General features: G+C 69.8%; 19 protein-coding genes and 6 pseudogenes. 12 read left to right on the top strand and 13 right to left on the bottom strand.

What is annotated here, in order from left to right:
* Positions 1-92 precede the first annotated feature (92 nt).
* The 5 genes and pseudogenes from ABT112_RS32675 to ABT112_RS32655 form a co-directional block, all read left to right on the top strand.
* Positions 93-2,678 (top strand): annotated as a pseudogene (locus ABT112_RS32675) (helicase associated domain-containing protein); the annotation flags it as partial.
* A gap of 104 nt (positions 2,679-2,782) precedes the next feature.
* Entirely contained in the window at positions 2,783-4,021 is a 1,239-nt protein-coding gene (locus ABT112_RS32670) for an ABC-three component system protein (RefSeq protein ID WP_351515427.1), read from the top strand.
* Between the two features lie 2 nt (positions 4,022-4,023).
* Positions 4,024-4,188: pseudogene (locus tag ABT112_RS32665) on the top strand (three component ABC system middle component); the annotation flags it as partial.
* A 56-nt stretch (positions 4,189-4,244) separates the two neighbouring features.
* A complete protein-coding gene (locus ABT112_RS32660; RefSeq protein ID WP_351515426.1) occupies positions 4,245-4,784 on the top strand; it encodes a zeta toxin family protein in 540 nt (179 codons plus the stop codon).
* 201 nt (positions 4,785-4,985) lie between these two features.
* The gene (locus ABT112_RS32655) at positions 4,986-5,507 is read left to right on the top strand and encodes a hypothetical protein (RefSeq protein ID WP_351515425.1); all 522 of its coding nucleotides are present in this window, start codon (positions 4,986-4,988) and stop codon (positions 5,505-5,507) included.
* Between the two features lie 61 nt (positions 5,508-5,568).
* Here the strand turns inward: ABT112_RS32655 and ABT112_RS32650 are convergent, their stop codons facing one another.
* The 4 genes and pseudogenes from ABT112_RS32650 to ABT112_RS32635 form a co-directional block, all read right to left on the bottom strand.
* Positions 5,569-5,832 (bottom strand): hypothetical protein, encoded by a 264-nt coding sequence (locus ABT112_RS32650; RefSeq protein WP_351515424.1) that lies wholly within the window; start codon positions 5,830-5,832, stop codon positions 5,569-5,571.
* Positions 5,829-6,133 (bottom strand): annotated as a pseudogene (locus tag ABT112_RS32645) (DUF6247 family protein). Before ABT112_RS32645 ends, ABT112_RS32650 begins: the two are co-directional and overlap by 4 nt.
* The gene (locus ABT112_RS32640) at positions 6,130-6,405 is read right to left on the bottom strand and encodes a hypothetical protein (RefSeq protein WP_351515423.1); all 276 of its coding nucleotides are present in this window, start codon (positions 6,403-6,405) and stop codon (positions 6,130-6,132) included. The pseudogene ABT112_RS32645 and the gene ABT112_RS32640 overlap by 4 nt, the downstream one beginning before the upstream one ends.
* 111 nt (positions 6,406-6,516) lie before the next feature.
* The gene (locus ABT112_RS32635; protein WP_351515422.1) at positions 6,517-7,425 is read right to left on the bottom strand and encodes a LysR family transcriptional regulator; all 909 of its coding nucleotides are present in this window, start codon (positions 7,423-7,425) and stop codon (positions 6,517-6,519) included.
* Between the two features lie 94 nt (positions 7,426-7,519).
* Here ABT112_RS32635 and ABT112_RS32630 point away from each other — a divergent pair, with 94 nt between their 5' ends.
* Together ABT112_RS32630 and ABT112_RS32625 are read left to right on the top strand one after the other, a co-directional pair.
* The gene (locus ABT112_RS32630) at positions 7,520-8,413 is read left to right on the top strand and encodes a PhzF family phenazine biosynthesis isomerase (protein ID WP_351515421.1); all 894 of its coding nucleotides are present in this window, start codon (positions 7,520-7,522) and stop codon (positions 8,411-8,413) included.
* Between the two features lie 145 nt (positions 8,414-8,558).
* Positions 8,559-8,960: pseudogene (locus ABT112_RS32625) on the top strand (transposase family protein); the annotation flags it as partial.
* A 56-nt stretch (positions 8,961-9,016) separates the two neighbouring features.
* On the opposite strand, the gene ABT112_RS32620 reads toward ABT112_RS32625, so the two are convergent.
* On the bottom strand, positions 9,017-10,366 hold the full coding sequence (locus tag ABT112_RS32620; RefSeq protein ID WP_351515420.1) for an ankyrin repeat domain-containing protein: 1,350 nt from the start codon (positions 10,364-10,366) through the stop codon (positions 9,017-9,019).
* A gap of 604 nt (positions 10,367-10,970) precedes the next feature.
* On the opposite strand from ABT112_RS32620, the gene ABT112_RS32615 reads away from it, so the two are divergent.
* Positions 10,971-11,408 carry a hypothetical protein gene (locus ABT112_RS32615; RefSeq protein ID WP_351515419.1) on the top strand — a complete coding sequence of 146 codons (438 nt, stop codon included), beginning with the start codon at positions 10,971-10,973 and terminating at the stop codon, positions 11,406-11,408.
* Between the two features lie 112 nt (positions 11,409-11,520).
* Here the strand turns inward: ABT112_RS32615 and ABT112_RS32610 are convergent, their stop codons facing one another.
* The 3 genes and pseudogenes from ABT112_RS32610 to ABT112_RS32600 all read right to left on the bottom strand — a co-directional run bounded on the left by ABT112_RS32610 (position 11,521) and on the right by ABT112_RS32600 (position 13,038).
* On the bottom strand, positions 11,521-11,754 hold the full coding sequence (locus tag ABT112_RS32610; protein WP_351515418.1) for a hypothetical protein: 234 nt from the start codon (positions 11,752-11,754) through the stop codon (positions 11,521-11,523).
* A 187-nt stretch (positions 11,755-11,941) separates the two neighbouring features.
* Positions 11,942-12,057, bottom strand: a pseudogene (locus ABT112_RS32605) (Lrp/AsnC family transcriptional regulator); the annotation flags it as partial.
* 3 nt (positions 12,058-12,060) lie between these two features.
* A complete protein-coding gene (locus ABT112_RS32600; protein WP_351515417.1) occupies positions 12,061-13,038 on the bottom strand; it encodes a winged helix-turn-helix domain-containing protein in 978 nt (325 codons plus the stop codon).
* 88 nt (positions 13,039-13,126) lie between these two features.
* Between ABT112_RS32600 and ABT112_RS32595 the strand changes: the two genes are divergently transcribed.
* Positions 13,127-14,443, top strand: a complete 1,317-nt coding sequence (locus tag ABT112_RS32595) for an MFS transporter (protein ID WP_351515416.1) — start codon at positions 13,127-13,129, stop codon at positions 14,441-14,443.
* A gap of 79 nt (positions 14,444-14,522) precedes the next feature.
* Here ABT112_RS32595 and ABT112_RS32590 read toward each other — a convergent pair whose 3' ends face one another.
* A complete protein-coding gene (locus ABT112_RS32590) occupies positions 14,523-15,200 on the bottom strand; it encodes a Tn3 family transposase (RefSeq protein ID WP_351515415.1) in 678 nt (225 codons plus the stop codon).
* Here ABT112_RS32590 and ABT112_RS32585 point away from each other — a divergent pair.
* On the top strand, positions 15,199-15,414 hold the full coding sequence (locus ABT112_RS32585) for a hypothetical protein (protein ID WP_351515414.1): 216 nt from the start codon (positions 15,199-15,201) through the stop codon (positions 15,412-15,414). The genes ABT112_RS32590 and ABT112_RS32585 overlap by 2 nt on opposite strands.
* A gap of 117 nt (positions 15,415-15,531) precedes the next feature.
* Here the strand turns inward: ABT112_RS32585 and ABT112_RS32580 are convergent, their stop codons facing one another.
* On the bottom strand, positions 15,532-16,719 hold the full coding sequence (locus ABT112_RS32580) for a hypothetical protein (protein ID WP_351515413.1): 1,188 nt from the start codon (positions 16,717-16,719) through the stop codon (positions 15,532-15,534).
* A gap of 315 nt (positions 16,720-17,034) precedes the next feature.
* Here ABT112_RS32580 and ABT112_RS32575 point away from each other — a divergent pair, with 315 nt between their 5' ends.
* A complete protein-coding gene (locus ABT112_RS32575) occupies positions 17,035-17,463 on the top strand; it encodes an SAM-dependent methyltransferase (protein WP_351515412.1) in 429 nt (142 codons plus the stop codon).
* Between the two features lie 201 nt (positions 17,464-17,664).
* Here ABT112_RS32575 and ABT112_RS32570 read toward each other — a convergent pair whose 3' ends face one another.
* The gene (locus ABT112_RS32570; protein ID WP_351515411.1) at positions 17,665-19,278 is read right to left on the bottom strand and encodes an IPT/TIG domain-containing protein; all 1,614 of its coding nucleotides are present in this window, start codon (positions 19,276-19,278) and stop codon (positions 17,665-17,667) included.
* A 301-nt stretch (positions 19,279-19,579) separates the two neighbouring features.
* Here ABT112_RS32570 and ABT112_RS32565 point away from each other — a divergent pair, with 301 nt between their 5' ends.
* A complete protein-coding gene (locus tag ABT112_RS32565; protein WP_351515410.1) occupies positions 19,580-19,930 on the top strand; it encodes a hypothetical protein in 351 nt (116 codons plus the stop codon).
* A 107-nt stretch (positions 19,931-20,037) separates the two neighbouring features.
* Here the strand turns inward: ABT112_RS32565 and ABT112_RS32560 are convergent, their stop codons facing one another.
* Together ABT112_RS32560 and ABT112_RS32555 are read right to left on the bottom strand one after the other, a co-directional pair.
* Positions 20,038-20,748 carry a ribonuclease FAU-1 family protein gene (locus tag ABT112_RS32560; RefSeq protein ID WP_351515409.1) on the bottom strand — a complete coding sequence of 237 codons (711 nt, stop codon included), beginning with the start codon at positions 20,746-20,748 and terminating at the stop codon, positions 20,038-20,040.
* A 232-nt stretch (positions 20,749-20,980) separates the two neighbouring features.
* A pseudogene (locus tag ABT112_RS32555) lies at positions 20,981-21,066 on the bottom strand (SGNH/GDSL hydrolase family protein); the annotation flags it as partial.

Genomic DNA, 21,066 nt, shown 5'->3' with positions numbered 1-21,066 from the left:
CGCCCGGAAGATCACCTTCTCAGCATGTGAAGGTGTGCAGGTCAGAAGCTTGAAGCATAGTCACGTGCTGCAAACATATTGAGACGACATAGCCGCAGGGGGCACGGGGCACGATCGTGTCAGCGACCGGCTCGGGCAAGACGATCACGGCCGCCGCGTGCGCGCTGGAGTCGTTCGCGGACGGCCGGATCCTCGTGACCGTGCCGACCCTGGACCTGCTCGCGCAGACCGCCCAGGCCTGGCGCCTGGTGGGCCACCGGGCGCCGATGGTCGCGGTGTGCTCTCTGGAGAACGACGCGGTGCTGGGCTCGCTGGGGGTGCGGACCACCACGAACCCGATCCAGCTCGCCCTGTGGGCGGGGTCCGGGCCGGTCGTCGTGTTCGCCACGTACGCCTCCCTGGTGGACCGCGAGGATATCGACGCACCCGAGGGCCAGCGGAAGGTGCGCGGGCCGCTGGAAGCCGCCCTGGCCGGCGGGGAGCGGCTGTACGGGCAGCAGATGGAAGGCTTCGATCTGGCGGTCGTGGATGAGGCTCATGGAACCGCCGGTGATCTGGGGCGGCCGTGGGCGGCGATCCATGACAACCGGCGGATCCCGGCGGGCTTCCGGCTCTACCTGACCGCGACCCCACGCATCCTGGCCGCGGCCCGGCCCCAGAAGAGCGGGGGCGGCCGGGAGCTGGAGATCGCGAGCATGGCCGACGACCCGGACGGCACGTACGGCGCGTGGATCGCCGAGCTCGGGCTGTCGGAGGCGATCGAGCGCCAGATCCTCGCCGGGTTCGAGATCGACGTCCTCGAGATCCGCGACCCCTCACCCGTCCTCGGGGAGTCGGAGGAGGCGCAGCGGGGCCGGCGTCTGGCGCTCCTGCAGACCGCGCTCCTGGAGCACGCCGCCGCGTGGAACCTGCGCACCGTCATGACGTTCCACCAGAAGGTCGAGGAAGCCCGCGCGTTCGCGGAGAAGCTACCGGAGACCGCAGCCGAGCTGTACGTCAACGACGCCTCTGATGAGGGCCTGGCGGCCGCGGACAAGCTCCCCGCGTCGTCGATCGACGCCGGGTTCTACGAGCTGACGGCCGGCCGCCACGTACCCCCGGACCGGGTGTGGTCGGCCTGGCTGTGCGGCGACCACCTCGTCAGCGAGCGGCGAGAAGTCCTGCGCCAGTTCGCAGGCGGCACCGACGCCGCCGGGCGCCGGGTCCACCGAGCCTTCCTCGCCAGCTGCCGCGTCCTCGGAGAAGGCGTCGACATCACCGGCGAACGCGGTGTGGAAGCCGTCTGCTTCGCCGACACCCGCGGCTCCCAGATCGAGATCGTCCAGAACATCGGCCGCGCACTCCGCCTCAACAAGGACGGCAGCACCAAAGTGGCCAGGATCATCGTGCCCGTCTTCCTGAAACCCCGCGAGGACCCCACCAACATGGTCGCCAGCGCCTCGTACCGCCCCCTTGTAGCCGTACTCCAGGGCCTGCGCTCGCATGACGAACGTCTGGTCGAGCAGCTCGCCTCCCGCGCCCTCAGCAGTGGGAAGCGCAAGGTGCACCTCCGGCGCGATGAAGAATGGCGGATCGTCGGGGCCGGCAGCGACGGCGAGGACCAGGAGCAGGACGACACCGACGCCGCTGCCGGGCCGGCCCTGCTCCACTTCCCCTCTCCCCGCGACGCGGCCACCATCGCGGCCTTCCTGCGTACCCGCGTCTACCGGCCCGAGTCCCTGGTCTGGCTGGAGGGCTACCAGGCGCTGCTGCGTTGGCGGGCGGAGAACAAGATCACCGGCCTCTACGCCGTCCCCTACGACACCGAGACGACGGTGGGCGTCACCAAGGACTTCCCGCTGGGCAGGTGGGTGCACCACCAGCGAAAGGCACTGCGGGCCGGGGAACTGGAACCGCGACGCAAGGAGCTGCTGGACGCCCCCGAGGCCGGGATGGTCTGGGAGCCCGGCGAGGAAGCCTGGGAGAACAAACTCGCCGCGCTCCGCTCCTACCGGCGAGCCACCGGCCACCTCGCCCCGCGACAGGACCAGATGTGGGGCGAGGGCGACGCAATGGTGCCCATCGGGCAGCACATGGCCAACCTCCGGCGCAAGGGCACGAAGAACGGCCTGGGCAAGGACCCGAAGCGGGCGGAGCAGCGTGCGGCGCAGCTCACCGCGATCGACACGGACTGGAACTGCTCGTGGCCCCTGGACTGGCAACGCCACTACCGCCACCTCGCCGACCTCGCCGAGGACGAGCCTGGTGGGGTGCTGCCCGACATCCAGCCCGGCGTACTGATGGACGGCGACGACATCGGGCGGTGGCTGGAGCGGCAGAAGAAGCCGGCCACCTGGGCGCAGCTGTCCACCGAGCAACAGGAGCGGCTGTCCAGGCTGGGCATCAAGCCCGTTGAGGCGCCGTCTCCCGCCCCTGCGGCCACGCGTGCGACGAAGGGCCCGAGCAAGGCGCAGCAGGCATTCCAGCGCGGACTTGCGGCCCTCGCGCAGTGGGTGGAACGGGAAGGCGCCCACCGGCCTGTACCCCGCGGCCACGCTGAAGAAGTCGCGGTCGACGGCGAGACGGAACCGGTGACCGTGAAACTGGGCGTATGGACATCGAACACCCGCGCGAGGCGCGACAAACTCACACAAGAACAGCGCGCCGCACTGCAGGCGCTGGGCGCCGAATGGGCATAGAGGTGGAACGCAAGAATTGAAGGAGCGGTCGGCATTCGCACCCATGTGCGATCTTATGAGCATGTATTGATCCAGTTACGTGCTGTCTCTAGAGTGACGGCATCGTGACAGAGAAGATGCCCCACTCAGCGGCTGGCCAGATGCTGGGCTACCTCTACCAGTGCAAGTGGGCGTTGGTGGAGCTGGCGCAGCGGTGGTTCAAAGACGCAGAGGCCGCGCTGCGCATGGAGATGCTGGACGACATTGACCTGCTGCACGGGTCAGTGCCTGTCGAGCTTGTGCAGTCGAAGCATCATGGCGGCCAGGGAGAGATCGGCTCGACCAGTGCTGATCTGTGGCGTTCAGTCAATTCCTGGTGTGATGCCTTGGAGATCCTCGGAGATGCGCCTTTGCCGCTGCTCCGTTTGGTCACCACTCAGCGGGTCGCTGCCGGGAGCCTTCTGGAGAAACTGCGGGCCGATCCGCAGACGCGTGATGTAGCCGCAGCTCTGGCAGCTCTTGAGGAGCTCGCTGGTGATGCCGAGGGGCCAAAGACGACCCGCCCTTGGCGGGAGCGCTTCCTCCGGTGCACTCCAGTGGTCCGGGAAGCTCTGGTGGGCCAGATCGTCGTGGATGATCTGGCGCCTCGAGTGTCAGAGGTGGACTCTAAGCTCCGTGAAGTGATCGGCGTATGGAAAACGGATGAGGGCCAGAGCCAGGAGATCCTGGAGGAGTTGAAGGGCTGGTGGTGGGGGGTCTCCAAAGAGATGCTCGACTGCTCCAACCCTAGCCGGAGAGCATCTGTTTCCGCCGAGGAACTGCGCACGAAGATCGACTACGTGATGAGCAAGTACGCGCAGACCTCGTTGCCCATCAGCGACCGGCTGGAACGGCTCACCGAGGAAGAGGTGGCCCGGTACCAGGACCGCGTCTTCGTTGCCCAGCTCCAGCTCCTGAAACTGGGGCGCCAGAGCATCCGATTCCATCTCGGCGAGTATCACCACGCATGGACCCATCGATCCCGCTGGCTCCACCGCCACTACGTCGATCAGAGCGAACTCGACCAGTTTGAGGCAGATCTCCGGCGTGAATGGGAGCAGGTGTTCTCCAAACGCGCTGACGCCTTCGATGCCGGCGAGTACGGAGCCGATGCGGTCACGGCCGGTGTGGACATTCTGGACAAGGCCATGGCTGCTGCAGAGACATTGCGGCTGCGGCCGCAGGTGGAGAAGCGGTGGGTCGCCCGCGGCACGCTTCATGCTCTGGCCGATCTGGCCACGCAGGACGACGACCCGGTGGGCTGGCATCCCGATTTCGAGAACCTGCTGTCCCGGTCGTCCGATACTGCTGACGGGGAGGAATAGCCATGTCGGCTCCCGCGCGTCAACTCCCTGAAGCTGCGGCGCTGTTCAATCCCGCCTTCGGCGCGTATGTACTGGCGCACTGCGTAGCGGCCCACATGGCCGCGGGCCCCAGTCTTCCTCTTCCCTTGCCGAGCAGCTTCCTGGTCCTTCCCCTGGTGCTCCCGCCGGACTCCCGCGCCGCGAGATCGCCCCCGGCAGCGCAGCCGGCTTCGTGGAGGGAGCGATGGCCTACCGGCGGGCGGGCTACCGGGGGGAGCTGGTGGTGCTGGCTGTACGAGCGGCGGACTCCCGGCAGGGCACCGCGGTGCGCTGTGCCGATGTGGACCGGCTGGGCGGCCGTGGCCGGTTCACCACCGCGCAGGGACACGATCAGCACTTCGCCGTGCTCGCCGATGCGGTCGCTGCGGCCGAGCAGCAGGCGGTGGCCGACTCCGTCATGGTGTGGGGGCGCGACGGTACCGTCCTCTACCGCAACGACCGCACCTCTGAGGGCTCCTGGTCACGGCCGGGAACCGTGGCGGATGTGCTGCTCGCCGAGCAGAACCGTCCCTACACCTCCCAGGAGGCGGCACGGTTCTGGGCCCTCCAGCGCCGACTGCGCACCGAGCTCCCGCACTTCCGCCACGACCTGGAGCAGGTCGCCCGCCTGGCCCGGACGTGGGCGGTGACGGCGGCGCCATCATGGGGGTCGTCCAGGTCGGCGGACCAGGTCGCCGCGACCAGTCCGGCCTCCACGATCAGGGCCTCGGTCCGGCACCGGTAGCCGCAGGCTTCTCACAGCCCGGCGGCCTGCTCCTGGCTGCAGTCCTCGCACGGCCGCGCCTGCCGGAGTGCGTCGGGCGGCCGCGGCCGTGCGTTCGCGCTCCGCCCGCTCTCGGGCGGCGGCATGCGTGCCCGCCGGATCGAGGCCGCCGGTTTGTGCGAGGGCTGCCGCCGCAGCCCGCCGGCTCACTGTGGTCAGCGCATGACCAGTGACGGTGTAGTCGCGGACAAGGTAGTCCGCGCGGCATGGGACTCGTACCGGATCTTAGAGAAGCGCACGCCTGAGAAGGAGCGCCAGCAGGCGCAGCAGCGTGTCCAGGCCGCGATGGACGCCTACGGCCGGGAGGAGGTGTCCCGGGGCGCGGTCTTCCTGGTGGGCGTGCTGGCCGCGCACATCATCGGCCGGCAGGACGACCCGGAGGAGGACCGCCTCGATCCGCTCAGTGATCTGATTCCGGCCGTGATCCGTAAGCTGCCCGGCTTCGAGCTGGCCGACCCGGCGCAGGTACCGATGGTCACCGGCGTCCTCATGGCCGCGGCCATGGGCATGGACACCGTGGCCTGGCGCGACCAGTTCGGGACGATCCCACCGAAGGAAGCCCTGGTACACAACTTCGTGCTCTGGCTGCTCGCCGACCTCTTCGACAGCATGGTCGAACAGCCTGGTGCCACCGACCAGCTCATGCGGGAGACCTTCAAATCCCTGGCGGTCGAACGCGGTTGATACCCGGATCCCTTACCGCCCCCGGCAGCTCCAAGCCGGGGCGGAGCGTTGTTACGGGTGGCTATCGGAGCCAGGTGATGGTGAGGACGGACAGGCGGCGCAGGGGGCGGTTCACCCAGTAGGTGAGGGAGAGCTGGCCGACGGAGGCGTGGCGGACGTCTTCGCCCTCGGGGTCGTCGGCGTTCCACTGCCGGAAGCCCCACGGGTCGGCCGGCGGCGGCGTCCAGGACGTCCCACACCGTGTTTCGGCGTGCTCGGGCAGGGTGTCGAGGACCTTGGCGGCCGGGGCGGAGAAGCAGACCGCATACGGCTGCTGTGCGGTCACCGGCGCCGCCCGCGGAGCTCCGCCATGTCGATGAACCCGGCGTCTTCGTAGCCGGAGGCGACGAACGCGTCGACGGCCGGGGCGTGCGCGATGCGGCCCTGCCAGTCCTGGACGACTCGTACAGCCCACCAAGGGAGAACGTACGCCGCGATTCCTCGAGCGCGGCCGACCACTCCCGCTCGAAGGCCGGCACCCAGGTGTCGGCGCGCCGGTCGGCGCGCAGTTGGGCGAGGAGTTCGGCCGGCGCCCCGGGCGCAGGGGCGTACGGCGTGACGGGGGCGTGGTCGGGCCGCGCGCTCATCGGCTGCTCTTCCTCTTCTTCATCAGCAAGGCACGGCCACACACGGCTGTGTCGTCTTCCGTTCCCCAGCTGCAGAACCCGACGAACGGCAGATCGTGGGACGTGAGTGGAATCAGCCCTGCCCATCCTTCGCCGTGTTCGCGGCAGAGCAGAACGTCGGACAGATCAGGGTGCTGGTACGCCACGATCTGGTCGGGCTGCGCGCTCATCCGGTCCTCCCGGCGGGTCGTCACCTCACGGTACGCGCGCCGGGTGGCCGTGGATGCGGGCATGAGCAGATTCCTCCTAGACGAGTGGATCCGAAGTGATCAGTGGTCATGCGCGATGAGTGACCGGGCGCGCGGGTGCGCGGCTGGGCTCGCTGTCCGTCGGCGCAACTGCGCTCAGTGCGGGAAGTGGTGCGGCAGCTCCGTGGTGAGCGCGGCCGCCGCGGGGGAGAGCCAGCGCCGACGGTGGCGGGCCAGTTGGACGGTGACGTCGGGGAACTGCGGGCCGGACACCTGCGTCAGGCGGCCCGCTGCGAGCGCGTCCGCGACATTGGCGCGGGCCAGCAGGCTGAGGCCGAGGCCCGCGGCCACGCAGGACCTGGCGGCCTCCAGACTGCCGAAGCGCGTGATCCGGGGCTGCGCGCCCTTGGCGGCGGCGAGCAGCCACTCGATGAAGCGGTCGCTGTACGAGCAGCCCTGCTCGTGCAGGAAGTAGTCCTCGCGGGCCAGCTCCGCCCAGTCGGTGGGTGAGTCAGTGGCGCTGCGGGCGACGGGGTGCTCGGGAGAGCAGACGAGTACCAGCGGCTCGCGGGCCAGCGGCGTGCACTCGATGTCGCGGAAAGCCGCATCGTCCTCCAGCAGCAGGGCCAGGTCCAGCTCGCCGGTGCGGAGCGCGGCGACGGCGGTTGCAGTCCCCATCGTGCGCAGGTCCACCTCGATCCCGGGGTGGCTGCGCCGCAGCGCGGCGATGACTCCCGGCAGCCTCGCGGACACCAGCGTCTCGCCGGCCGAGAGCACCACGCGTCCGGTCACCTGACCGCCCGCGCCCCCGGCCGAGGCGGCGACCGCCCGCAGCTGGGACTCGGCCTCCAGCACCGCCTCCGCCTGCGCCAGCACCTCGCGTCCGGCGCCGGTGAGCACCACCCCGCGCGGCAGCCGGTCGAACAGGCGCAGGTCGAGCTCCTTCTCCAGCGCCTGCACTTGGGCGGTGACGGTGGACTGGACGAGGTGCAGGCGCTCCGCGGCGGCGGTCAGGTTCTCGGTCCGGGCAACGGTGGCGAAGGTGCGCAGCAGTCGGGTGTCCATGCCGCCGACGATAGCGTTTGCCATCGGATATACCGATGGATTCAATCGGTATCCATCGCTTGTATGGATGTCTCTGCAGTGCCACGGTAGGGGCATGAGCCTGAAGACACACCCCGAAATCCTGCGCTACACCGCCTTCACCACCGACCCCGCCGGTGGCAACCCGGCCGGCGTCGTACTCGACGCGGCCGCGCTGGACGATGCCGCCATGCTCGCGACCTCCGCCGAAGTCGGCTACTCGGAGACCGCGTTCGTCACCGCCGCGGACCACGCGGCGCGCCGGTTCCGGCTGCGCTACTTCAGCCCGCTTGCCGAGGTCGCCTTCTGCGGCCACGCAACCGTCGCCACCGCGGTGGCCCTAGCCGAGCGGATCGGCCCCGGCCCGCTCATCTTCGACACGCCGGTGGGTGAGATCGCCCTGGACACCTCTGCAGAGCCCGGAGGCTCCGTGACGGCGACGCTCACCAGCGTCCCCACCCGCTCCCGACCGGCGAGCGACGAGGAGGTGAACGCCTCCCTTGCGGCCCTGCACTGGTCCCCGGAAGACCTTGACCCGGCACTCCCACCGCACGTCGCCTTCGGCGGAAACGAGCACCTGGTCCTGGCCGTGGCCACCCGCGAGCGTCTCGCGGCCCTCGACTACGACTTCGACGCTCTGGCCGAGGTGATGCACCGTCACGGCTGGACCACGCTCCAGCTGGTCTGGCGTGAGGCCCAGGAGCTCTTCCACGCCCGCGACCCCTTCCCGATCGGCGGTGTCGTCGAGGATCCGGCCACCGGCGCCGCGGCCGCCGCCTTCGGCGGTTACCTGCGCGCCCTCGGCGCCCTCCCGCCTACCGGTGCCTTCACCATCCGCCAGGGGGAGGATCTCGGTCGGCCCAGCCTGCTCCGGGTCGAGGCATCCACCACGGACCCGCGCGTGCGGGTGAGCGGGCAGGCGGTGGCGATCGTGGGTGCAAGCGCGAGCACCGGCGAGGGAGAAGCCTGAGCGTACCGAGGGCGCTGCACGCAACGTTCATTCACACCGCACGCAGAGTTGAGGCACGCTCTGCACACGACCGTCCGGTTCCCGCGCCCGCGTAGGTCCGCAATTCCGGCCCCCGGGAAAGGGCGAGGGCCTCAATGATCAGTTTGTGACGACCGACCTTGAGACCCTCTTGACCGCACTGTACGTAAAGATCGACGACGAGATCGGAGGAACGCGATGGATGGGCAGGCCGCCCCTGCTCAGCGACTCCGAACTCGTCTGTCTTGCGGTCGCACAGGCACTCCTTGGCCACCGCTCCGAGGCCCGCTGGCTGCGCTACGCGAGGAAGCACTTGAGCGGCATGTTCCCGTACCTGCCCCAGCGCGCGGGCTACAACAAGCGGCTCCGTGCGGCGCTTCCGCTGGTCAAGCGCATGATCCGGGAACTCGCCCGGGACAGCGACTTCTGGACCGACACAGTCTGGATCACCGACTCCACCCCGGTGCCGTGCGGCATGTCCCGCCCGACCGTCAAACGCTCGAACCTTGCCGGCTGGGCTGGCTACGGCTCTTCTCGTCGGCAACGGCTGGACCGGGCAGCGCCGGCGCCCACGCTGACCAGTCGTCACTCGGCAGCCAAGTTCTCCTTTCGCCACCTCCACCGCCAGAGCTCGTCGGCCCGATGGTCATGCTCGAAGCCCTTGTCAAGAGGCCCCACCCTCTCGATCGCCTCGGCGGTGCGTGGGTCGTCGCGCAGGGCGAGACCGTAGGCGGCTTCCAGACGCACGAGTTGGTTGTCCTCGCCGAGCAACGCCGCCAGAGCGTCGGCTACGGCAGGCGTACGGTCCCGGGAGCCGGCCAGCGCCGCCGCGGCCGCACCCCGCACGTCGGCATCCGGGTTCTCGCTCAGCACGAGCAGCGCCCGGGTGATCTCTGGGAAGAGTTCGTCGTCCAGCATGCTGGCCCTACACGCCCTGAGCCGCACCTCGGCGTCCGGGTCGCGCATGAGGGTGAGCAGAACGGTCTTGGCCGCAGGGCTGCGGGCAACGTAGTCCGCGGAAAGGGCGTAGGGCACTTCGCGGCGCACGCGCGGGTCGGGATGATCGGCATAGCGGAGGCCGATGGCCTCCTGGCCCGGATGGCCGTGCTCGGTAAAGGCGTCGAGCACCTTCGCGAGTACCTCGTCCTCCGTCTCCTCGGCCGCCCAGGCGGCCAGGAGTTCGCTCTCCTTCTTCTCGTAGTAGGGGCTGGGGTGGGGACCCCGCCACATCCGCAGGTAATCCGCCACGAACCGGCGATGCGCCGGGTCAGGGTCGTGGCGATGGGCCACCACGGCCGACCAGGTCTCGAAGCTGCGGCGTTGAGTGAGGATCCAGCAGACCGTCGACCAGTTCACATAATCCTCGTCTGGCGGTTCAACAGCACGAGCGATCAGTTCATCGACGGGAGTCAGGATACGGAACGCCCACTCCAGTGAGGTCAGGATGGCACCGTGCCCAGCCCGTACGGCGAGGCCGCCGAGCGAGACCTGATCGACCCAGTCGTATTCGCCGTCCTGAATTCGGACCGTCGCGGCCGGACCCGACGCGCCCGTCCTGCGCCGCAGCTCTTCGGCCGCGCCCGTCTCATACCAGCCCCGGGCCAAGGCAAGGAGTCCTTCACGGGCGGCTTCCGAAAGCCGCAGACGGGGCTCCTTGCCCAGCACCTCAGAGAAGACCGCCAGGGAGCCTCCGTCGACGGCGCGCCACAGCGGTGTGGTCCCGTCTGGCAGCATCCGGTCAGGGTCCGCGCCGCCCTCCACCAACGCTTCGACGACCGGCTCGTCATACGCCGCCACGGCCCCATACAGCACCGGAAGCCCGTCCGCGGCCACCGCATCCGGATCCGCGCCCCTATCCAGCAGATCCCGCACGGCCTCGGAATCCCCCGCCTGAACCGCCGCCCTGAGGCGAACGTCGAGTCCACCCTCGCCCATACTCGCGTCCCCCACTCCGAATGCCATCGCCAGCCCGCCGGTCGTGGTCCGCGCCGCCGCCGGTGAGGACCTTGACCGCCACCAGCCGGTCGACCTTGGGATCGTGCGCCTTCCAGACCTGACCGAAGCCGCCTTCACCGATCGGCCGGATCAGCCGATAGCGGCCGTCCAGCACGGTCTCTGCCTGCACGACTCCCCCTCTTTCGGCGCGCACCGCGACAGCAGCGCACGGTGTACCCGTAACGCTACGCGGGGACAACCACCAGTAACAGGGTGAGCTGATCTATCCAGCTGGCTCAGGCGGTGGTCCGCAGTCCAGCCGGCTCCGGGATGCCGGTCGTCGTCCCCAGTTCCCGGGTCGCACGCTCCTGCCGGGCCCGGCGCAGGGCGGCGGCCTCGGTGGCCGCGGCCTGGCGGAGGCGCTCATCATCTGGGTGATCGCGGTGCCGAGCCCGAGTGGCTCCCGTCCCTCGCCCCGCACCACGGGGCCGGTGCGCCGCCGGGGCTTGTCCGGGCGGCGCATCGCCGTTCTTCTTCGCCGCTTCCGGGCGGCGACCAGGGCCCGGCGAGCGAGGTCGACCCCGCTCGGCTCGGTGCTCACGCGGTGACCGCCCCCGGGACGTGTCGCCGCTCAGAGGGCGCGGCGAGCTCGGGCAGCTGGTCCGTCCACGGCACGGCCGCGGGCCTGCTCGGTACGCGCCGATGCGAGGCCTGGCTCTCCCGCCGCCCGGACACACGGGCACTCACCGGCCCTGACCTGGACGAGGGCCGTGGGCTGGCCGATGAGGTCCTGTCCACGGTGACGGAGTTCAACGGCATCCTCGACCAGAAGGTGACCGTCGCACTGGCCGAGTGCGTCCGCGTCAGTACTCCCGATCTCGCCTTCCGCCTGCTGCTCCAAGCCCTGTCCATCAAGAGCGCCGCGATGTTCCCGGACGCCGTGAACGTGTCCGAGGCTCAATACGCAAGGCTGGAAGCCCTGGGAAGAGCGTTCCACTACGGGGAGTTCGTAGTAGGCGACGTCGAGCACCTCACCGAATAGGCCAGCACCCGAGGAGCTCGCCCTCACCGCCGGAGAACCACCGTCGGCCCGCATCCTTCGTCAAGGGTGCGGGCCGACCGCGCGCCCTGGCCTCAGAACCGCTATCCGCTGGTCACCGGGGGACGCCAATCCGGTGCGCGGGGACGTTCACCTGGTGTTCGCCTCGGGTCGGGCGGCGGGCCGGCACCGACGGCGCCCTCCCGCCGCCCTCGGCTGTGGCGGCGCCGGCCTCGGCCTCTTCCTCGAAGACGACCGGGTCCTCGATTCCGGCGTCTGCCAGGACGAGGTTCTGCCGGGCGGTCGACTGCTGGTCGGTCGACACCCGCTTGTAGACGAGATTGGCCACGCTCTTCCCCTCTTCTGCGCCGCATCGGACCTCGGCTGTCTTCTAACCCTGTCGTCAACTGCCATCGGATCTCATTGGATCCGAGTCGTCGTCAGGCCCCGAAAATCTGGGGTTCATTGGGCGTCCACCCAACCTGTCGTCATTCGATCGTTTGCCGACGGAGAGGGCGGCCGGGGCGAGGGTGCGGCTATTCTGGCAGCGGTCTGTCCTGGACGACGTTCTTCATGACCAGGTGGAAGTCAGGCGTTGGACGCCTGGGAGTCGGACGAGCTGCTGGTCGTAGAGCTGCTGTGCTGATCCGAGCCCTCAGCCCGAACCGGCGACCAGTGCCTCGCCGAGCGGGGTGCGCCGGTAGAGCACCGACCGTCCGGACCGGGCGCGGACGAGCAGCCCCGAGCCTCGCAGGATGGAGAGGTGGTCTCCTACCGCGCCGGGTGCCATGGCGAGGCTTCGGGCGAGGTGGCTGGTACTGGCCGGGGCATCCAGCGCCAACAGCAGCCGGGCTCGGGCTCGGCCGACCAGCGCGGTCAGCGCGTCCGGTTGGGGGACGGTCTCCTGTTCGCCCCACAGGGCGGCGGTGCCGCGGGCACGATAGATCAAGGTCCTGGGCCAGGGGTCTTCCAGGTGGGCGGCGATATGCCCGACGAAGACCGAAGGGATCAGCAGCAGCCCGTCGCCGCTGAGGCGGACTGTTCCGCCTCGGAAGAAGCCGACCTCGATACCGCCGGCGCGCCAGGCGATGCCCGGGTGCAGGCTCTCGATGGTCGTGGCCCATCCGTGTTCGCCGATCGCACCCACCCGGTGCACGACATCGCGCTCACAGATCGCGCGCAGTTGTGGCCAGTCCGCGGCGAGCATCTCGTGCCATGCCCGGTCCATCGCCTCGGCGATCCTGGAGACGGCGTCCGGCGAATCCAGCACCGCGCGTACGCGGGGATTGCGGGCGGACGGGCCGGTCGCGGTGGTGGCGAATTCGTGGCGGGCCGCTTCCAACGGTGTGGCCCGGATCATGGCCAGGTCGTCTGCCCAGGTCTGGTTGAGGCCGCGCGGAGGCGGGGCGACGAAGTTCGGTCCCGATTGCGGGGCCTGCAGAGCGAGGGCGGCGTCCAGTTCGGTCTCGCGGCGAAGCCGTTCAAAGGCCGGCATGAGCCGGGCGGCCCAAGCTCGCGGCAGCGGCTGGCCCTGGCCGATGAGCGAGCGCAGCAGCAAGCAGAGGTCCAGCGCGGGCGACAGCGCGAAGCGGCTGCGCAGCAGGTCCTCGACGGAGACTTCGAAGCGCAGCACCCTGCCATGCTACCGCGGGACATTGTTCCAATTCGTCCAGCGACGAATCATTGGTGAGCGGCGTGGGCGCACGGCGAGGCTGCGCGTCATGACCCCAACCGCCGAGCCCGCGCAGGGCAACCACTGTGCCACCTACCGGGAGGTGCTGGCCGAGCCGCGGTTCCGGCTGCTCTTCTCAACCCGCGCCGTCGCGATCACTGCGGACGCGCTGCGGATCACCACGTTCTCGGTTCTGGTCTTCTCGGCCACCGGCTCCCCGCTGCTGAGCGCAGTGGCCTTCGGCATCGGCTTCATCCCGCAACTGTTCGGCTCGCTGTTGCTGGGCTCACTGGCCGACCGACTGCCGCCCCGCGCGCTCATCACCGGCGGCTACGCCTTGACGTGCGCCGCCGCCCTGCTGCTCGCCCTGGTGCGGATGCCGATCGCGGCAAGCCTCGGTGTCGTGGCGCTGGTCTCCCTCGCCACACCGGTGTTTCACGGCGCGTCGAGTCGGCTGGTCGCGCAGTCGCTGGAGGGCGACGCCTATGTACTGGGCCGGTCACTGAACAACATCGCTGCCTCCGGCGCGCAATTGTTCGGTCTGGCACTGGGAGGTGCGGTCGTCGCGGCACTCGGCCCGCACCGGGCGCTCGCGGTCAGCGCCGCCCTTTACCTCGGCTGCGCGCTTGCTATCCGCATCCGGCTACCCCGGCTGCAGCCCGGAGAGTTCGGCGGCACACCCGGCAGCGCTCGGGGCGATAGCGGGGCCGTCCGTGCAAGCCTGCACGGTGCCGGCCTGCTGCTGCGCGGACACACGGTGCGACGACTGATGCTGGCCCAGTGGCTCCCACCCGCGTTCGTCGCGGGCGCGGAAGGCCTGATCGTCGCCTACGTGGGAGGACGCAACTTCGCGCCCGGCTGGTACGCGGTGCTGATGGGCTGTCTGCCGGTCGGCATGCTTGTCGGTGACCTGCTGGTGGGCCGACTCCTACGGCCACGCGCCCGGGAGCGACTGGTAGTCCCGTTGATTGCGCTGGCGGGGCTGCCGCTGATCGGCTTTGCTGCCGAGCCCGGAGTGGGCGTCTCGTCCTGTCTGCTGCTGCTCTGCGGCTTCGGATTCGCCTACGGTCTCGGCCTGCAACGGCCGTTCCTGGACGCCCTGCCGCCAGATGGCCAAGGCCAGGCCTTCGGCTTGCTCGGCTCCGGCAGCATGACGCTACAGGGCGTTGGGCCGGTTTGCTTGGGCTCGGTGGCCGCAGGCATTGGAACAGGCGGCGCAGTCGCTCTGGCAGGCGGCGCGGTGGTGCTTACCGCCGGCTGGATTCTCACCTGGCACCCGCCCACCTCCCCGGTCCCCGTCCCGAACTACTCAACGGGATCAGAGAACGGCACCGAACAGCATGCCCGTAGGTCTCCTGCACAGTAACCGTCGCAGGTCGGGTAGGCCGCGAGCCGTCACGCACCCCACCCCCACCCCACGTATCTCTGACAGACAGTCATTCCCACTAACTCACGCGGAGGCCGCCGAAGCGCGGGGACGGGACACAGTGGTGGGCAGCCCCAAGTCGAGGCGCTTGTCCATGTCGAGGCGGAAGGTGCCGTACGGGTTGACGTTCGACCAGAACAGCGCGGTCAGCCCGCGCCGGTCCTCGTCGCTCAGCTTCTTTCGCCCAGGCCGGTTCGGCCAGGACCTGCTGCACGAGCAGGGTGTTCACGTGCACGAGCGCGGACTGGAGCAGGTACAGGGCGAGCATCGAGGTCTCGACATGTTCCTTGTCCGGGCCGGTCAGAGCGCCGTCCTTGCCAGCGTGGAGCACGGTGTTCGCCGAGTTCCAGTTCTCCACGACCTGGAGGCCGCCGTGGATCTCGCCGACCCCGACCGAGCAGATGACGAGCTCGCCCTCGCCCAGGTCGTCGCCCTGATCAAGGACGCCGGAACAGGTGACGTCACCGCCCGCGCCCAGAGCCTGCACACCGACATCGAGGCCGCGGGGCTTCCCTTCGTCCACCGGTTCGTGGAGCTCGCCCTCGCCTTCCACCACGCCGTCCGCGGCGAGGACCAGGGCCCGGCCGCCACCATCGACCGGCTGCGCGTGCTCGCCGGTCGTCCTCGCCTGGGAGACCCACGACGTCGCCACCGCCTGCGAGCTGCCGATCGTCGGCCCGGCCCCGTGCCTGAACATGGTGCTCGCCACCCGCGGCGAGCACGTCCTGCACCAGTTCCCCTACAGCGAGCAGCTCCTGTCCCGAAGCCCCGAGGGCTGGGCGTCGGTCGCCCCCGACTGGAGGCCGGCCCCCGCGCCGCAGCCCGGCGGCGAGCTCGTGCCGCCGATCCAGGCCGCGGTGAACTTCTCCTTCACCCCGATCGAGCTGGACCACCCCGACCCGTTCGGCTGATGTGGATGCGCCGGTGCTGGGACGATGTCGTCAGCGCCGCCGATCCCCGGGGGTTCCCGGGTAGCGGTGCCGGGTGTCGATCCGGACATGCTGGGCCCAGGGCTGTGCGTGCCATGCTCAGCCCTGGTCGAGTTGTGCACTGGGGTGCCGGCCGTTCTGCCCCTGCTCGGCGCGCAGGGCCATCATGCGGCCCAGTCGAGTGAGTTCGGCGGTATCCGGCTCGGACGGACCACCATCGAGACCTCTGAAGTTGATGTCGATGGTCACCGCGTCAACGCGTGTGACGAGGGACATGCGGTCGCCATCGAGGCCGCGGGAAGAAGTGGAGACGCCCAGCCAGCTCCGGTCCCCGATGTCCGGCGGAGTAAGGACCTTGGTCGTCCATTGCGGCAGGTCGCTGCTGCTCGTTGGTGCGGCCGCAGCACGGGCGTCCTTGACGTGGTGGGGGAAAGCGGCCTTGGCTTTGGCGCTATCGGTGTATGAGGTTACTGAGAACCAGACAGTCGTCTCATCCGTACCTGTGAGGGAGTAGAAGACGTAGGCGATGGCCACCTGCCCCGAAGAGTCCTGGTCATAGGTGATCGAATCAGGAGGAGAGTGGTAGGACCATCGCGGTGCGACGTCTTCGAGGCCAGGGAGCACTGTGTGGAGGACCGAGGCCGGCAGCGCGGTAACAGCCGGCTCATCGTGCGATTCGGTACTGCCTCGATCCGGCTCACCGCTACCGTTCTTCCCCGCTGCGACGGGCATCCTGCTGCGCTTGGTCCCGTCCTCACCGCTGTACAGCCGTAATCCGCCGTATATGCCCAACGCCACGAGAGCGGCCAGGCACAGAGCCACTGCCAGGAGAGACAGGCGCACATTGCGCGTGTTGCTGACCGACACAGGCCCCAGGGAGATCGTGTTGCGGCCTCGCAGCGTCGTGCCCTCCAACGTGATGCTTCCCGTAGTGACCCGGGCCGATTCGACGGACCGCTGTTGAGCCAGCAGAGCGGAAAGCCGTTCAGCGAAATCCGGGTCAGCGTCCACCTCGGCCTGCAGCAGCGCACGCACTGCTGCGGCGGCGGCCGGGTCGTCGGGCCGCTCATCCAGGGCCCCCAGGGCCTCACGGCTGCTGTCAGTCCCCGCGAAACGGTCGCGGACCGCCGAGCAGACCGCCTGGCCCACTTCGGCGCCCACCACAGTGACGCTCCCGGCCGCCATCTGTTGAACGATCTGAAGCACCATATCGACCATCAACAGCTCCTGCCCCGTGTCCAGTCCGTTCCAGCAAGCCACATGAACATCCCAGTCATAGGCCGCCATATCAACCCCGCTCATGTGCCACCGCGAAGTCATGGGCTCCGCCACGACCACCGCCTGCATCCTCGGTCCGGACACAGGAACTTCCTCGAAAGTCCAAACCCACGGATCCCAGGAATGGCTCGTGGTCCGACCTGGCGAAACCACAAGATGAATGAGTCCAAGGGATGGCCTGCGGACATGGGACGAGGGCGTCCAACATCAGTGTGTGAAGACAGACCTGGGCGCCCTCGTCGACGGCCCGCTGCGAGCCTGCAAATGTCCAGGGCGGCGCGGTGCCGACTTCGGCCCGTCGCGCCGCTGTGGGAGGGTCGGCTCGTGCCGCCACGTCTCTCGAACCGTCTCGCTGAGGTTGTCGACGCGCTGCCGCTCGAACCGCACATGAAGGTCCTGGAGATCGGGTGCGGGCCGGGCGCCGCGGCCCGGGCCGTGGCAGCACGGCTGACAGCCGGCAGCATCCTGGCAATCGACCGGTCGGCCACCGCAATTGGCCGAGCAGAGGCCGCTGGTGCCGAGGAGATCGCAGCCGGGCGGCTCCGCGTCCGGCAGGTCGCCATCGAAGACTTCGTCCCCGGACCGGACGAAGGCCCCTTCGATCTCGTCTTCGCGGTACGCGTCGGCGCGCTGGACGGGCGCCACCCGGAGGCCGGCCACCAGGCCATGTTCCGCATCGCCGCCGCGCTGGCGCCCGGCGGCCGCCTCTTCCTCGACGGAGGAGACCCCCTCCGGGAAGTACCCACGCGATGATGGACACCACGCGCCGGGACATCCGCTCCTGTGTCCCGGCCGAGGCCGGTGTCGTTCTCCGGGAGACGCGCACCTGCATCGAGATTGCGTGCCGTGTGACCGAGCCCGTCCTTCTGGGCTGGCGGTCCTGGCCGTCCGCAATCGGGATAAGCGCTGACGCAGCTGGCCTTGCCGCGGCCCGGTTCAGTGCTGGGGCGGGCGTCAGGCGACGGCGACGGCGAAGGGGCCGGTGCCGACGGCGATCGAGGTGGTCACGCTGTTGGTGGTGGTGTCGATGACGGAGACGGTGTTGGATCCCTGGTTGGCGACGTATGCGCGGGCGCCGTCGGGGGTGACGCCGACCCCGTAGGGAGTGGTGCCCACCGTGATGGTGCCGGTGACCGTGTTGCTGGCGGTGTTGATCACCGACACGGTTCCCGAGCCGTTGTTCGCGACGTAGACGCGGGAGCCGTCCGGGGTGGCGGCCAGTCCGCGTGGGGTGGTTCCGACGGTGATGGCGGTGAGGACCGTGTTGGTTGCGGTGTCGATCACCGACACGGTGCCGGAGCCGGAGTTGGTGACATAGGCGCGGGTGCCGTCCGGGGTGACGGCGATGGCGCGTGGGTTGGTGCCCACGGTGACCGGGGTGATCACGGTGTTGCTGGTGGTGTCGATCACCGACACGCTGTTGGATCCCTGGTTGGCGACGTAGACGCGGGAGCTGTCGGGGGACGCGGTCACCCCGTAGGGGTTGCTGCCCACGGTGATGGTGCCGGTGACGGAGTTGCTGGCCGTGCTGATCACGGACACCGTGCCCGAGCCGTTGTTCGCGACATAGAGACAGGTGTTGTCCGGAAGGGCTGCCACCCCGTGGGGAGTCGTGCCGACGGTAATGGAACCCGTGACGCTGCCGGTGGCGGTGCTGATCACCGACACGGTGCCCAGGCCGTTGTTGGTGACGTAGACGCGGGTGCCGTCGGGGATGACGGCAACGCCGCGCGGGTTGGTGCCCACCGTGATCGGGGTGAGCGCGGTGTTGGTGGAGGTGTCGATCACGGACAGCGCGTTCGCTGCCGTGTTGGTGACATAGGCGCGCCGCAACGTGTAGAGGAAGGTGTCCGGGGCTGTGGTGCTGCCGTTGGGGGTGGTGACCTCGACGGTGGCGTTGCCGATGGTTCCGGCCGGGGTGGTTCCGGTCAGGGAGGTTCCTGCAGCGTCGACCGTGACCCCGGTGGCAGGGACGCCGTCGAAGGTGACCGTGGAGCCGGTGAGGTGGGTGCCGGTGATCGTGAAGGCGGTGCCGCCGTAGGGGGTGCCGGAGGTGGGGGTCAGGGCGGTGACCGCGGGGAGGCTGGCGTAGGTGTAGGTGAGGCTGTTGCTGGTGCCGCCCGCGGTGACCACAGTCACCGTCACCGGCCCCGGCTGCTCGCCTGCGGGGACGGTGACGGTGAGCTCCTGATCCGAGACGACCGTGGGAGTGGCGGCCGTGGAGCCGAAGTACACGGTGGTCGCGGTGAAGAGACGGTCACCATAGATGGTGAGGGTCCCGCCGCCGGCCAGCGGACCCGTCGTGGAGCTCAGGGCGCACAGGAAGGCCCGGTGACGGTAGTGGAACGGTACCGGGCCGGCGGTGCCCCCAGGGGTCGTCAGCGTCACTCCGACCGTGCCCGCCCCGGGCGGGGAGACCGCGGTGACCTGCGTGGGCGACACCTGCGTGACACCAGTGGCCGGCCTCGAGCCGAAACGCACCGCGGTGGTACCCGCGAGGTTTTGGCCGACGATCGTGACCACGGTGCCGCCACGTTCCGGCCCTTGGTTCGGAGAGATCGTCACCATGGCGCCTCCAGCCCACCGCACAGCCCGACCGGCAAACGCGGAATGGACCCACCTCGGGCCGGGCGAGCCCAAGCCGTAGGGGATCCTCTCCGTCTGCCCCGGATCTGCCCGATTCCCGATCGGAGCACGCCTGAGGCCTGTGAAGCGCCGCTCAATCCCCCCGTCCGAGTGACGCCTGCCCCTACGGTCTGGCTGGACGACGCGGCCACCGGGGCCGGGTCCCGCGGGCTTCGGCCCGCCGCGGGAACAGACGCTTCCCTGGCCGTCCGAGGTCCGCGATCCCGGCGGCCTCGCGCCGCAGGTGCCGGTCGCCGAGGCGGAGCTCCGCCTGGCCGAGATCCTGGTGGAGGAGATGCTGGGCGTCCAGCCCGCGGAGTTGCACGAGGAGTACGGACGCGCGCTCGAAGAGCTCGTCACCCCGAGACTCACCGGCGGCGAGCTGGCCGAGACGCCGCAGCCGCAGCGCAGCCGCCCGCAGACCTCATGGCAGCCCTGGAGGAAAGCGTCCGCCGCTCCAGACGGCACCGGTGAAGCACCGGCCGACCGCCCCCGGATACCGCCGGGGGCCATGCCGGAGCTGCCCTCACCACCGGCCGCGGCGCAGGTACGCGGCCCGCCACGGATTCGGCCGGCCACCGGGGTACTGCCGTGAACGGCGCCAGACCGGCGGCGGCTTCGGCGACGTGTTGAAGGGCTCTCGCGAGCCGTGCCCCTACGCCGTCACGGTGCCTTCCGGGGCTCGTGCCGTCGGCTTGCCACTCAGGTGGTGCCGCGCGGCCCTGGCCCAGTTGCCGGCACCGCGCCCCCGGGGATCCGTGGTCGCGCCGGGTGAGCGGGCTCCGGCAGACACGGCGCGGGCCAGGCCGGGTTCCAGCGCCAAGCCGCCCACCGGTCGGCGTCGGCGAACGGCCCGGCCCGCTCCTCGATCAGGGCGAGGGCCTGGGCGCGGGCGAGCTGCACCGCCTGGTGCTCGGTGTCGGTGACGATGCCCAGGCGCCGGACGTGGGCGTATTCGTCTTCGTCCTTCCACGTGAGAGTACTCAGGTCGGGGTCGATGACGAGGTCGACGGTCAGGTCGAAGGTGTCGAACCCGTCATCGGTGCGGCGAGTGGGGTGCTCGAAGTTGACGTACCAGTTCCGCAGTCCCGCCGGGGTGAAGAAGGCGTTGATGCTGAACCACTCCGTCGGCGGCTTCCACAGCAGCAGCTCGGTCTCCTGCCACACCCCGGGCGCGAGCTCCCACTCCCCCGCCGCCATCGCGTTGAACGCCTCGGTACGCACCGTACGGTCGCCGCCGGCGCGGGCCTTGGCGTACAGGGCGGGCCAGCGGGTCTGTGCCCCGGGCGCGCAGGCGGCCACCAGCGCCTCGCCCGTGTCGGCGATGACCCGCATGGCCTGCTCGCTCCACACCCGCCCGGAGCGGTGCACGTCGCGCCGTACGACCGTCTCCCCCGTCTTGAATCCCACCACCGGTTCCTCCTCCAGGCTCGCCCCGGCCAGGACGTCCGGCAGGGCGGCACTACCTCAGCGGGCCCCGGCGGGGCTGGGCAAGCCGCCGTTCGGGGCAGCTTGCCCACCTCCCCAGCTTGTCCAGCTGGTGAATCGCCGCGTCTTGTCGGCGGGTCTATCCGTTGAGGTTGGCCAGGTAGCAGGTGCCGGTGTTCCACGGCGTGAGCCACAAAGGGGCCGCCGCCGGAACCGGCTACGCGCTTTGGGTCGGCAGACAGGTGTCGATGGCCTCGGCGACAAGGGCGGCTCCGCGGCTGTTCTGGTGGATGTGATCGGTCG

Source organism: Streptomyces sp. NPDC002055, assembly GCF_040296705.1.
Taxonomy (GTDB): Bacteria; Actinomycetota; Actinomycetes; order Streptomycetales; family Streptomycetaceae; genus Streptomyces.
This window is presented reverse-complemented; position numbering and strand designations above follow the sequence as displayed.